This window comes from Mycobacterium sp. TY814 (genome assembly GCF_030755175.1).
GTDB lineage: Bacteria > Actinomycetota > Actinomycetes > Mycobacteriales > Mycobacteriaceae > Mycobacterium.
The window spans coordinates 1,233,167-1,243,643 of record NZ_JAUFRY010000002.1; the positions used below are offsets into that span (position 1 = coordinate 1,233,167).

General features: G+C 67.7%; 16 protein-coding genes and 1 tRNA gene. 6 read left to right on the plus strand and 11 right to left on the minus strand.

The genetic code is table 11. The annotated features are described in order from the left end of the window. Positions 1-9 precede the first annotated feature (9 nt). The 9 genes from QXH22_RS19070 to QXH22_RS19110 are packed head-to-tail and all read right to left on the minus strand — an operon-like array spanning position 10 to position 3,656. Positions 10-303 (minus strand): RNA polymerase subunit sigma, encoded by a 294-nt coding sequence (locus QXH22_RS19070; RefSeq protein WP_306276635.1) that lies wholly within the window; start codon positions 301-303, stop codon positions 10-12. Continuing rightward, positions 300-695 (minus strand): hypothetical protein, encoded by a 396-nt coding sequence (locus QXH22_RS19075; RefSeq protein ID WP_306276636.1) that lies wholly within the window; start codon positions 693-695, stop codon positions 300-302. The genes QXH22_RS19070 and QXH22_RS19075 overlap by 4 nt, the downstream gene beginning before the upstream one ends. Next, positions 692-1,012 carry a hypothetical protein gene (locus QXH22_RS19080; RefSeq protein ID WP_306276637.1) on the minus strand — a complete coding sequence of 107 codons (321 nt, stop codon included), beginning with the start codon at positions 1,010-1,012 and terminating at the stop codon, positions 692-694. Before QXH22_RS19080 ends, QXH22_RS19075 begins: the two co-directional genes overlap by 4 nt. After that, positions 1,009-1,809: a hypothetical protein gene (locus tag QXH22_RS19085; protein WP_306276638.1), complete on the minus strand. Its 801-nt coding sequence runs from the start codon at positions 1,807-1,809 to the stop codon at positions 1,009-1,011. The genes QXH22_RS19080 and QXH22_RS19085 overlap by 4 nt, the downstream gene beginning before the upstream one ends. A 2-nt stretch (positions 1,810-1,811) precedes the next feature. Next, entirely contained in the window at positions 1,812-2,051 is a 240-nt protein-coding gene (locus QXH22_RS19090; protein ID WP_306276639.1) for a hypothetical protein, read from the minus strand. Continuing rightward, positions 2,048-2,725: a hypothetical protein gene (locus tag QXH22_RS19095; protein WP_306276641.1), complete on the minus strand. Its 678-nt coding sequence runs from the start codon at positions 2,723-2,725 to the stop codon at positions 2,048-2,050. The genes QXH22_RS19090 and QXH22_RS19095 overlap by 4 nt, the downstream gene beginning before the upstream one ends. Next, on the minus strand, positions 2,722-3,183 hold the full coding sequence (locus tag QXH22_RS19100; protein ID WP_306276642.1) for a hypothetical protein: 462 nt from the start codon (positions 3,181-3,183) through the stop codon (positions 2,722-2,724). Before QXH22_RS19100 ends, QXH22_RS19095 begins: the two co-directional genes overlap by 4 nt. Positions 3,184-3,237: 54 nt before the next feature. Next, complete coding sequence (locus QXH22_RS19105) at positions 3,238-3,453, minus strand: hypothetical protein (RefSeq protein WP_306276643.1); 216 nt, start codon at positions 3,451-3,453, stop codon at positions 3,238-3,240. Continuing rightward, positions 3,450-3,656, minus strand: a complete 207-nt coding sequence (locus QXH22_RS19110) for an AlpA family transcriptional regulator (protein ID WP_079673340.1) — start codon at positions 3,654-3,656, stop codon at positions 3,450-3,452. Before QXH22_RS19110 ends, QXH22_RS19105 begins: the two co-directional genes overlap by 4 nt. 120 nt (positions 3,657-3,776) lie before the next feature. Between QXH22_RS19110 and QXH22_RS19115 the strand changes: the two genes are divergently transcribed. Beyond that, a complete protein-coding gene (locus QXH22_RS19115; protein WP_306276644.1) occupies positions 3,777-4,400 on the plus strand; it encodes a hypothetical protein in 624 nt (207 codons plus the stop codon). Next, on the plus strand, positions 4,387-5,535 hold the full coding sequence (locus tag QXH22_RS19120) for a site-specific integrase (RefSeq protein ID WP_306276646.1): 1,149 nt from the start codon (positions 4,387-4,389) through the stop codon (positions 5,533-5,535). The genes QXH22_RS19115 and QXH22_RS19120 overlap by 14 nt, the downstream gene beginning before the upstream one ends. 26 nt (positions 5,536-5,561) lie before the next feature. Here the strand turns inward: QXH22_RS19120 and QXH22_RS19125 are convergent. Continuing rightward, positions 5,562-5,647, minus strand: a tRNA-Leu gene (locus QXH22_RS19125). A gap of 156 nt (positions 5,648-5,803) precedes the next feature. Here QXH22_RS19125 and QXH22_RS19130 point away from each other — a divergent pair. The 4 genes from QXH22_RS19130 (at position 5,804) to QXH22_RS19145 (ending at position 9,182) form a co-directional block, all read left to right on the plus strand. Beyond that, entirely contained in the window at positions 5,804-7,171 is a 1,368-nt protein-coding gene (locus QXH22_RS19130; RefSeq protein WP_306276647.1) for a M20/M25/M40 family metallo-hydrolase, read from the plus strand. 19 nt (positions 7,172-7,190) lie between these two features. Further along, on the plus strand, positions 7,191-7,718 hold the full coding sequence (locus tag QXH22_RS19135) for a YbhB/YbcL family Raf kinase inhibitor-like protein (protein ID WP_306240063.1): 528 nt from the start codon (positions 7,191-7,193) through the stop codon (positions 7,716-7,718). Between the two features lie 11 nt (positions 7,719-7,729). Continuing rightward, a complete protein-coding gene (locus QXH22_RS19140; protein ID WP_306240064.1) occupies positions 7,730-8,311 on the plus strand; it encodes an alpha/beta fold hydrolase in 582 nt (193 codons plus the stop codon). A 226-nt stretch (positions 8,312-8,537) separates the two neighbouring features. Continuing rightward, a complete protein-coding gene (locus tag QXH22_RS19145) occupies positions 8,538-9,182 on the plus strand; it encodes a response regulator transcription factor (protein ID WP_306276649.1) in 645 nt (214 codons plus the stop codon). Positions 9,183-9,199: 17 nt separating this feature from the next. On the opposite strand, the gene QXH22_RS19150 is transcribed toward QXH22_RS19145, so the two are convergent. Then, complete coding sequence (locus QXH22_RS19150; RefSeq protein WP_306240066.1) at positions 9,200-10,411, minus strand: sensor histidine kinase; 1,212 nt, start codon at positions 10,409-10,411, stop codon at positions 9,200-9,202. Positions 10,412-10,477: the final 66 nt, after the last annotated feature.

The following is a 10,477-nucleotide window of genomic DNA, read 5'->3' on the forward strand; positions in this document are numbered from 1 at the left end:
GGGTGGCGGTCAGGGTGTCGTGCGGGAGACGTTTCGGCCGTTCGAGAGGCCGGCGAAGCCGTCGTTCTCGTCGTCGAGGGTGGCGAACAGATCGCGCGCCCATTGCCGCTGTTCGTCGGTGTACTCGCTGGCGTCCTGGTCGTCGTCGTCCTGGTCGCCGGCGTCGTTCGATCCGGTGAACAGGTTTTGCGCGAACCGCTTGTCGGCGTCGCGCGTGTCGGGGTCTTGAAGGCGTCCGCGAAGCTGCCGTAGCTCGTCGTCGGTCAACGAGGCGATCACGCGGGCTCGTTCCTGTCGGTTCATGGCCTTCCTTCGATGTGTTGGCGTAGGGCCGTCTCTTCGACGAACCAGCTGCCGGCGACCTTGCGGCCTCCGAGTTGGGGGGCGAGCCGGCGCGCCTGCCTGTCCGAGATGTGCAGCAGGGCAGCTGCTTCGGCGAGCGGCACGGTCGGTTGTTCGTCCACCGGCACAGGATCGCTGACGGCGCCAGCGCGGACGTCCGCGTGACCGTCTGCGGCCATCGCGGCGCGAAGTTCGCAGGCCAGAGCCTCGTACGGTTGCGTCGAGAACGGCAGGCCGGCGGTCATCTTGCGGTGCCGGACGGCGATCGCGGCGCATTCGAGCACCAGCCGCAGCGCGGACCCGGAGAGGACCACGACGGGACCGACGCGCGTCAGGCCGGACTCGTCGCTCATGGTTCCGTCTCGCTGGTGGTGCGCTTGGCCGGCGTCCCGGAGGACGTGATCACCAGGCCGGCGACGACGCCGCGTGGGCGCCGTGTGGCCGGCAGAGCCCCGAGCCACGCTCGGCACGACGCCAGTGCTGGGCACCTGTCGTTGCAGAGCCGCAGAGCCTCACAGCGGGCGTTCTCGAGTTCGGGGCTGCCGGCCTGTCGGCCCTCGATGCGTCCGCCGATGGTCCGCTCGTAGAGGTCCGCTCTGCCCTTGCAGGGGGCGCCGGGAAGCGCGGGTATGCCGGCGAGCAGCGGACGCAGGGTGTTCCAGTTGGTCATGCGACGGGCTTCCGGGTGTTGGGCCGGCCGGCGTCGAGCGTGTCGCCGCCGGGGTGGTGATCGTCGTGATCTGGATCGTCGCGATCTGCATCGGCGGGATCGTGATCGTCGCGATCGCCGCGACCTGGATCGTCCCGATCCGCATGGCGTCGCTGGCCGGCTTCGAGCGCCGTCGCGGCGTCGAGCAGCGCCGCGGCGACTCGGCGGGTGTCTTCGGCGGTCATCGCGTCGAGGTCGGGACCGTTGAGTTCAATACGCCATTCGCGAAGCGCGCCGCTTTCGGTCTGCTCGACATACAGCTCGACGGTGGGGCGGATGCCGCCTGGCCCGTCGCCGGCCGCGTCCCAGCTGCCCATCGTGAGGTAGCGCGTGTACATGCCCAGGTCGCGGTCCCAGTCCCATTCGGTTGGGTCACCGATGGCCCCTGGCGGTGCAGGGATCAGTGCGAGCCGTGCGTCGTCGGCGGCTTGGGCGGCGAGAGCGGCGTTGTCGTCGGCCAGCGTCCAGTACGGGCGCATGGTCGCCAGATCGAACGCGTCACACGCGCCGTCCTCGTCGATGGCGCACCCGGTGTCGGCGGGGCAGCGGCACACCCAGAAGGTGTCCCAGAGGCGGCAGTGCTCGGCGAGTCCCTGCGCGATCAGCTTGTCGGCTAAGGCAAGGGCACCGGGTTCGTCGAGGGGGGCATCGGTGCCGGCGAAGACGAAGCCGGGTCCGGCGCCGGCGCCGTCCGCGAAGACATGCCAGTGCGCAGGCTGGATGGTCGCGCGCTGGTCGGTGAACGGTTCGGTCTTCATGGTCACTCCTGGTCGTCGGGTTGGTAGATCGGTTCGGAAAACGAGCGGGCCGGGTGAGCCGGCGCGGCCTGGTGCTCGACGTCGGGCGGGCTCGGCGGACACCGACGGACACACGGCACCCGTCGCCGGCGCGGGCCGCGGCGGTCGTCGTCAATGAGGCAGAACTCGCCCGGTTCTGCGCCGCACGTTGGACACGCCGCGTCGATGGCGCCGCGGTACGCCGCTGGGATCGGCCGGATCACGCGGACTCCTTGGCAGCGACCCCGGCGTCCCGGCAGCGTTCGCAGTCGGCGGGCGCGACCTTGTGGTGGCCGTGGGCCCGACAGCGCGGCCCGAAGGGTCCGCGAATCCACGACGGCGGTTTGCGGTTCGCCGGTTGCCGATCCGCCGATTCCGTCGTCTTGTCCGTCGACTGGCCGCGCAGCCCTGGTGACGTACCCGGCTGAGGCGACAACCCATTGGTATTACTGGATTGGTGTTCTGGATTGGTGGGCTGCACGGTGGTGCGGGTTGAAAGCTCGTTTCGTGCGGGTAGAAACGCCGATTCGTGCGGGTTGAAATCTGTGTTTGTCGGAGTGTCAACCCGCACGGTGGCGCGGGTTGAATCGGTTTCAACCTGCACGGTGGCGCGGGTTGAAAGTAGGCAATAGCACGCTGCGAGTCCCGCTTTTGGGTTTGCTCGGGAGGTCTGATCAATGAGCTTGAGTTGCCTTCCGAGAGCCAGTGCCTCCTCAACGATTCGCGTCTTGAGGCCGCACATTTCGGTCAGATTCTTGACACCCGGTCGAGCGTTCGTCCCGGCCGGATAGTCGGCGTACGTTTCCAGCGCCAGGAGGACGAGCTTCACAGCTGGCGACAGGTCGGGGTGGCCGAATACATCGGTGCGCCAAACCCGTCGTTGCGCGGGCGTCATCATGGCGCGTCCGCATCGTTGCCCGCGACGTTGGCCTGCTGCTGTGGTGTCCAGCGCCGGTCGGGGTGGCATCCGAAGCAGCCCCAAGCGCCGGCTTGGTGGTGCATGATCTGCCCGCAGCCGTCACACCGGGGCTTGCGGTGGACCTCGCAGACATCGCCTTGGCAGGCGACCTTCATTCGGCATGGCCGGCCCGCCGTGGTCGGCGCTCCGCAGCGGGGGTCACCGTAGACGCGTCGGCGCCAAACCGCTGGCAGTGAGCCGACTTGTTCGTGCGCCTGGTCGCCGTTCCCGCACCGGGGGTGTTCGGCGCGCAACTCGGCGTCGTCGACTATCCACAAGGTGTCGCGGCCGTCGTGGGTGACTGCGACCGCGAGCGAATGGCCGGGTGCCCCGACGTCGCAGAGGCAGGCCGATCGTTCCCAGTCGACCAGGGCGAACCTGTCGAACTCGCCTGCCATCACGCACCCTTCGCTTCATCGTTCGTAGAAATCTGATCCCGGTGGCCGCGGCGCCTACGGGACCGCGGCGACCTGTTGAATGACGGCCCGGTATTCGCGCTTGGCTCGGCCCATGTGGTCCGTCACCACGACGGTGATCACGTCGCCGGTCACGGTGACGCGCGCGGTCGAATCCCAGTCGTCGGCCTGCTTGATCGGGAACACTTCGCTCGCTCCCGCGAGGCGTGCCGCGATCACGTTCGCTTCGGTGACAAGCGGTGTCGGAGTCACGCTCCGACACCGGTCTGAGTGGTGCTGTTCGCGTCGAGATAGGCGTTCACGTCCGACCAGCGGTACAGCACCCTCCGGGCGCCAACGCGGGTGAACTTCGGGCCAGTCCCGCGGTAACGGAGTTGGGCCAGCGCCTCTTCCGACATGTACAGGGCCGCGGCAACCTGCTTCGGAGTGGCGGTATCGGGTGGCAATTCTGACATCAGGTCTCCTCAAGCCTCGGAATTACAAGCACGGGATTCAGTCTGCGCATGGGGAATGGCTGCTGTCAAGCCTTGTTAAATCGAGTACAGTCTTGTGCCGTGACTGATGCAGACGAAGCGGTGCCGCTCCGCAACGTGATCGGCGAGAACGCGCGGCGATTGCGCGGCGACGCCACGGCTGATGACGTCGCGAAGGCTGCACGCCGGTACGGGCTGAATTGGGGGACCGGCCGAATATCCGACCTAGAGCACGGCCGAGTGTCGCCGACGCTTCCGACACTGGCGGCGCTGGCCCTGGCGCTCGGCGACGTCCGCGACGCAAGAGTCACACTCGCCGAACTCATTGCTAGCGATCAAAACATCGCTCTCACAACGGCTTTGAACCTCACCAGCGATCAGCTTAGGCGGTTCCTCGCCGGCGGCGACATGTTCGAGTTCGCGCTCGCCAGTCCGCGAGACTGGATCGCGGAACTACGCGACCAGTGGCCGGCTCGGCTGCACGAAGTACCCGCCGGCGCACTCATGCGACTGCTCGGCGACTTCGGGGAACCGGAAGAGAGGCTCGCGCGCGACCTCGGGCTGAATCGCGAACGGCTCGCTGCCGAGATGGCGGCGCTGTGGGGGCGCTCGTATCACGCTGAGCGCGATCGGCGCGCAGGTGTCGACGCGAACGCGCAGAAGAAGGGCCGGGTGGCCCGCGCACTCAAAGCCGAACTGAGGACGGTGCTCGATGGCGACGATTAAGCGCTACCCGACGGCCGCGGGCGAACGGTGGGAAGTCCGGTACCGGCAGCCGAACGGCGCCACCAGCCGCAAGCGAGGATTCACGACAAAGCGTGACGCGTCGGCGTGGGCGTCGAAGGTGGAGACGACGAAGGCCGAAGGCGCCTACGTGTCGCCGGCGCGCGGCCGGGTGACGGTCGGCGACCTGTCGGTCGGATGGCTGGCACGACAGGAACAGACGCTCTCGCCGTCGTACTACCGGACCATCGCGTACGCCTACGGCAAACACATCGAACCGAAGTGGGCCGGCGTCCCGGTCGGCAAGGTCGACACCCTGGACGTGAAGGCGTGGGCCGCGGCCATGACCCGCGACGGGTCCAGCGCGACCGTCGTCAACCGCGCGGTCGGCATCCTGGCCGGCATCCTCGACGACGCGATCGAGCACCGCGCGCTCGCGTTCAATCCGGCCCGCCGGTTCAAGCGCGGCGAGAAGCCGACGAAGGCGCCGAAGCGCCACGTCTACCTCACCGAGACGGACGTGTGCCGGCTGGCCGAGGAGTCCGGCCGCTACGCCGATCTGGTGCTGACGCTGGCGTTCACCGGCCTACGGTGGGGTGAGGCGATCGCGCTTACTGTCGCCGACGTCGAGTTCCTGAAACGCCGAATATCGGTGCACCGCAACGCTGTTCAGGTCGGACAAGAGTTCGAGGTCGGGCAGACGAAGGGCAAGGAGAACCGGATGGTGCCGGTAGCGGCGTCGGTTTTGTCCCGGCTGGCGGTCCGGTGCGAGGATCGCGGCGCCGACGATCTGCTGTTCCCTGCTCGCGGCGGCGGCTACTTGAAGCGGCCGAGCTACGACTCGACGGGATGGTTCAACCGGGCGGTCGAGCGCGCCGAAGTGCAGACGATCACACCGCACGATCTGCGGCATACGTGTGCGAGCCTGGCCGTCAGTTCCGGCGCCAACGTGCTGGCGGTGTCGCGGATGCTCGGTCACAAAGACCCGAGCGTCACGCTGCGCATCTACGCCGATCTGTTCGACAGCGACCTCGACGCCGTGGCCGTCAATCTGGACGCAAGAATCTCGGGGAGTGTCCAAACCGTGTCCAAGGAGCCCGTCGACCGTCGCCGGCCGCGGCGCATAACCGCCGTCTAGCTGCGGCGATGCGTACTGCTGTGTTGTGTCCGAGGGGGGACTTGAACCCCCACGCCCATTAGTAGGGCACTAGCACCTCAAGCTAGCGCGTCTGCCATTCCGCCACTCGGACCCGACCAACCGCATGAGTTGGCAGCTAAGGCTATCGGATGGATTCGCGTCGGCCCAATCGGCCTCGGGTCGCACCATTCAGCCCCGCGACTGTCAGCGCAACGCAGCCGTGGGGGACAGATCGCCACCACTGCGAACCGTGGTAGGAAAGGTGACTGTGACCGGTGCAACGGCGGCTGAGCCGAACGACCCGACGGGCCCTGTCGATCCGGCAGACGAGGTGGCCGAAACCGTCAGCCAACTGATCCGCTTTGACACGAGCAATACCGGCGAGCTAGAGACGACCAAGGGCGAGGCCGAGTGCGCACTATGGATCGCCGAGCAGCTCGCCGAGGTCGGTTACGAGACCGAGTATGTCGAGTCCGGCGCTCCCGGCCGGGGCAACGTCTTCGCCCGCCTCCCCGGCGCAGACCGTACCCGCGGCGCCCTGATGATCCACGGGCATCTCGACGTGGTCCCGGCAGAACCCGCCGACTGGAGCGTGCACCCGTTTTCCGGTGCGATCGAGGACGGTTACGTCTGGGGCCGCGGCGCCGTCGACATGAAAGACATGGTCGGCATGACCTTGGTGCTGGCCCGGCATTTCCGCCGAGCCGGCATCGTGCCGCCGCGGGACCTGGTGTTCGCGTTCGTCGCCGACGAGGAACACGGCGGCAAATACGGGGCGCAGTGGCTCGTCGACAACCGGCCGGATCTGTTCGACGGCGTCACCGAGGCGATCGGTGAGGTCGGTGGCTTCTCGTTGACGGTGCCACGCCACGATGGCGGAGAGCGCCGCCTGTATCTGATCGAGACTGCCGAGAAGGGCATCCAGTGGATGCGGCTGACCGCGCGGGGGCGCGCCGGACACGGGTCGATGGTGCACGACAACAATGCGGTCACCGCCGTCGCCGAGGCCGTGGCCCGTCTGGGCCGTCACCAGTTCCCGCTCGTGGTCACCGACACCGTCGCCCAGTTCCTGGCCGCCGTCAGCGAGGAGACCGGTCTGGCCTTCGACGTCGACTCACCCGACCTCGACGGGATGATCGACAAACTGGGCCCGATGGCCAGGATGCTCAAGGCAGTGCTGCACGACACCGCGAACCCGACGATGCTCAAGGCAGGCTACAAGGCCAATGTGGTGCCGGCGACCGCGGAAGCGGTGATCGACTGCCGGGTGCTGCCCGGCCGCCTGGCGGCCTTCGAAGCCGAGGTGGACGCGCTGCTCGGACCCGACGTGAGCCGGGAGTGGATCCGGAGCCTGAGCTCGTACGAGACCACTTTCGACGGTGATCTGGTGGACGCGATGAACGCTGCCGTGCTGGCCCTCGACCCGGGTGCCCGCACGGTGCCCTACATGCTGTCCGGCGGCACGGACGCGAAATCGTTCATGCGGCTGGGGATTCGTTGCTTCGGCTTCAGTCCGCTGCGGCTGCCGCCGGACCTGGACTTCACGTCGCTGTTCCACGGCGTGGACGAGCGGGTACCCATCGACGCGCTGAAATTCGGCACCCAGGTGCTGGCGCACTTTCTCACCCACTGCTGATGACACGAGAGGACTGACCATGACAGTGCCGAACCCTTACGACGCGCTGCCGGAGCTGCCGTCGTTCACCCTGACCTCGGAGTCGATCACCGACGGGCAGCCGCTGTCCAACCCGCAGGTCAGCGGCATCATGGGTGCCGGGGGTGAGGATGTCAGCCCGCAGCTGAGCTGGTCGGGCTTCCCGGCCGAGACGCGCAGCTTCGCAGTCACCGTCTATGACCCCGACGCCCCGACGGCGTCCGGGTTCTGGCACTGGGCGGTGGCCAACCTGCCCGCTGACGTCACCGAGTTGCCCGCCGGTGTCGGCGACGGCGGCGAATTGCCTGGTGGCGCCCTGACATTGGCCAACGATGCCGGTCAGCGTCGTTACATCGGCGCCGCACCGCCTCCCGGGCACGGTCCGCACCGCTACTACGTCGCCGTGCACGCCGTCGATGTCGACAAACTCGATCTGCCGGAGGACGCAACCCCGGCTTACCTGGGCTTCAACCTCTTTCAGCATGCGATCGCCCGCGCCGTCATCCACGCGACGTACGAGCAGACATAAGCAACCAACCCGTGCGCGGGTGCGTCCTGGTTCTACCGGGCGGCAGAGTGCGCAGCGAGGAGCCGTCGCGCTGGTGGCAGCCCGCCAACCTCCGGATGGTGTTCCTTGCTCGTGCTCTGCGGCGCCGGCTGGACTCGGACATCGTCGTGCGACGTGTGCAGTACCGGTTGCGTGGCTGGAACAGCCCGCAGCGGGATCCGGTGCACGACGCCGCCGAGGTGTTGCGCAGCTGCCGACTGCAATGGGCGCCGGAAAAGCTTGTGCTGGTTGGTCATTCGATGGGTGGGCGGGTCGCCGCGCAATTGGCGGCCGGGGGTGGCATTGACGCCGTGGTGGCGCTCGCGCCGTGGTGGGCCGGGGACAAGGGTGACCTGATACCGCCCGGCACGCGCCTGCTGGTCGTGCACGGCACCGCCGACACGCGGACCGATCCGGGGATCTCGTGCGTGCAGACGCAGCGCGCCAGCCGGCGGGGGCTGGATGCGCGATGGGTGGGAATCACCGGTGCGGGCCACGCCATGGTCCGGAATTGGCGTGAATGGCATAGTCACACAACTGATTTCGTTGCCCAATGCCTGGCGGGACAACGTTGAGGCCGGCGCGGCGGCCCGCGGGCCCACCCGGTCGCGGAACCCGGTCGCCCCAGCGGCCGTCCGTCGCGTAGTCCGGATTACGCCGCGCCTGCTCCGGCGCGGTCTGCGCGCCACGCAGACCTTGGGCGGCAAATCAGCGCGGCAAAGGGTCCGGGAGGCAACAATGAGAGGCGCCCCGCCTGGTGCCGGGGCCCGGACGACTTGGCCGAGAGCGCATGGAGAGCCGATGACCACCACCGACCGCGTCACCGTCGTCGTAGCCGACGATCACCCGGTAATGCGACAAGGGGTCGTGCGGGCCCTCAAGGCCAGCGGCCGGGTCGATGTCGTCGCGCAGGTCGCCGACGGGCGCGCGGCATTGGACGCCATCAGGAAATTTCAGCCCACGGTCGCACTGCTGGACTACAAGATGCCCGGCCTGGACGGCGTCGAGGTCACCCATGCCGTCGTCCGCGACGGTGTGCCCACCAGCGTGGTACTGCTGACTGCTTTCGATGACAGTCCGGTTGTGTTCAAGGCCCTGGCCGAGGGCGCCTCCGGCTTTCTGACGAAAGAATCCGACGCCGACGAGATCGTCAACGCCGTGCTCCGGTGCGCCGAGGGAGAGTCGTATCTGCCGGCCGGAGTGGCCGGCGGTCTGGCCGGTGAGGTCAGGCGGCGCGGCAGGGGAGCGACGACCTCGCTGACCGAGCGCGAGACCCAGGTGATCACCATGATGGCCGAAGGGATGTCGGTGCCGCAGATCGCCGCGCGACTTCACCTGGCGCGCAGCACGATCAAGACGCATGTGCAAACCCTCTATGAAAAACTCGGTGTCTCCGATCGGGGAGCGGCCGTCGCCGAGGCGATGCGGCGACGTCTGCTGGAATAGCGGTCAACCCGGGCGGGTCACGCGTATGCCCGCTCCGACACGACACAGGTGCGCAACGGCAGCTCCACCCGGACGTGCGCCCCGCCGGGTTCATCGATGACTGTCAGTGCGCCGCCGGCGGCCTGCACGCGCGCCCGGTGCGAGGCAAGACCGATGTGCCCCTCGGCGAAACGGCGGGCGGCGATGTCGGCGGCGATCCCCACCCCGTCGTCCACCACGTCGACGCGCGCAACGCCGTGGTGCACGGCCAGTGTCACCGTCGCCGAACTGGCCTGCGAATGGCGGGCCACATTGGAGACCAATTCGCGGATGACCCCGAACAGGATCGGATCGATCGGATTCGGGTCGGGGTAGTCGATGTCGGTCGATATCGCGATGCCGGAGCGCTCTGCGGTGACTGATACCAGTTTGTCCACCGCCGCGGCCAGGCCCACTTGCTCGAGCAGGGCCGGGTGCAGTTCGAACGTGGCTTCGCGGAGCAGTTGTGAGGCTTCCCGCAGACTGGTCAGGGCCTGTTCAAGCGGGGCGTCCGGGGAAACTTTGAGGAAGCTGGCGAGATCCCGGCGGGCCGCCAAGACGTCCTGCAGCGGTCCGTCGTGGATGAACTCTGATATCTGCCGGCGCTCGTCCTGCGAGGCGGTCATCGTCTGAGCCAGCAGCTCCTCGCGCGAGGTCGTGAGTCTGGCCATCTCGTCGACATTGCGTAACCGGAAGATGACCATCAAAAACGCTGTGGTGCAGACGAATCCGTACATCAACACGATCAGCGCCACTTCCCAGGCGCCGACCCGCGGCATGATGACCGGATCCTGTAGCAGTGACGCGGTGAACACCGCGAGGCTGGTGGCCAACACCGCTCCCGCTCGCCGCAGCGACAACTCGACCGCCACCATGCGTGGCAACAGCGCCATCACCAGGAGCGGGATGTAGCCGCCGGGTGACAGAAGCTTGAAACCGAACACGGTGGCGACGTCGGCCAGACCGAGGGTCATCAGCGCCGTGTCATCCTCGAAATGATGCGGCCCCAGAAAGGCGATGAGCAACGCGGCGACTGTCACCACGGCGTAGATGCCCAGTAACACAGCTTTCGCCGGCAGCCGGGCCGGATCGTCGGCGATCAGCATCGCGACGATCATGATGGCGAGAACGCCGACGCGAAGCAGTGATCCGCCCTGCAGTGAGCGCAACCGCTGCCGTCGCAGGACCTGTTCGATGTCTGGGCTGTTCATGAGTCACCTAACGTTGCCGCGCGCGTTGCTTCTGCGAATGTACAACGGCGTAGCCCCATTTCAGTT

What these genes read in the sequence shown, in the direction of transcription:
- QXH22_RS19145 (WP_306276649.1), top strand. Translation starts at nt 8,538, where the DNA reads ATGACCACCACCGACCGCGTCACCGTCGTCGTAGCCGACGATCACCCG.
- QXH22_RS19075 (WP_306276636.1), bottom strand. Translation starts at nt 695, where the DNA reads ATGAGCGACGAGTCCGGCCTGACGCGCGTCGGTCCCGTCGTGGTCCTC.
- QXH22_RS19080 (WP_306276637.1), bottom strand. Translation starts at nt 1,012, where the DNA reads ATGACCAACTGGAACACCCTGCGTCCGCTGCTCGCCGGCATACCCGCG.
- QXH22_RS19095 (WP_306276641.1), bottom strand. Translation starts at nt 2,725, where the DNA reads ATGATGACGCCCGCGCAACGACGGGTTTGGCGCACCGATGTATTCGGC.
- QXH22_RS19120 (WP_306276646.1), top strand. Translation starts at nt 4,387, where the DNA reads ATGGCGACGATTAAGCGCTACCCGACGGCCGCGGGCGAACGGTGGGAA.
- QXH22_RS19100 (WP_306276642.1), bottom strand. Translation starts at nt 3,183, where the DNA reads ATGGCAGGCGAGTTCGACAGGTTCGCCCTGGTCGACTGGGAACGATCG.
- QXH22_RS19135 (WP_306240063.1), top strand. Translation starts at nt 7,191, where the DNA reads ATGACAGTGCCGAACCCTTACGACGCGCTGCCGGAGCTGCCGTCGTTC.
- QXH22_RS19085 (WP_306276638.1), bottom strand. Translation starts at nt 1,809, where the DNA reads ATGAAGACCGAACCGTTCACCGACCAGCGCGCGACCATCCAGCCTGCG.
- QXH22_RS19110 (WP_079673340.1), bottom strand. Translation starts at nt 3,656, where the DNA reads ATGTCAGAATTGCCACCCGATACCGCCACTCCGAAGCAGGTTGCCGCG.
- QXH22_RS19070 (WP_306276635.1), bottom strand. Translation starts at nt 303, where the DNA reads ATGAACCGACAGGAACGAGCCCGCGTGATCGCCTCGTTGACCGACGAC.
- QXH22_RS19150 (WP_306240066.1), bottom strand. Translation starts at nt 10,411, where the DNA reads ATGAACAGCCCAGACATCGAACAGGTCCTGCGACGGCAGCGGTTGCGC.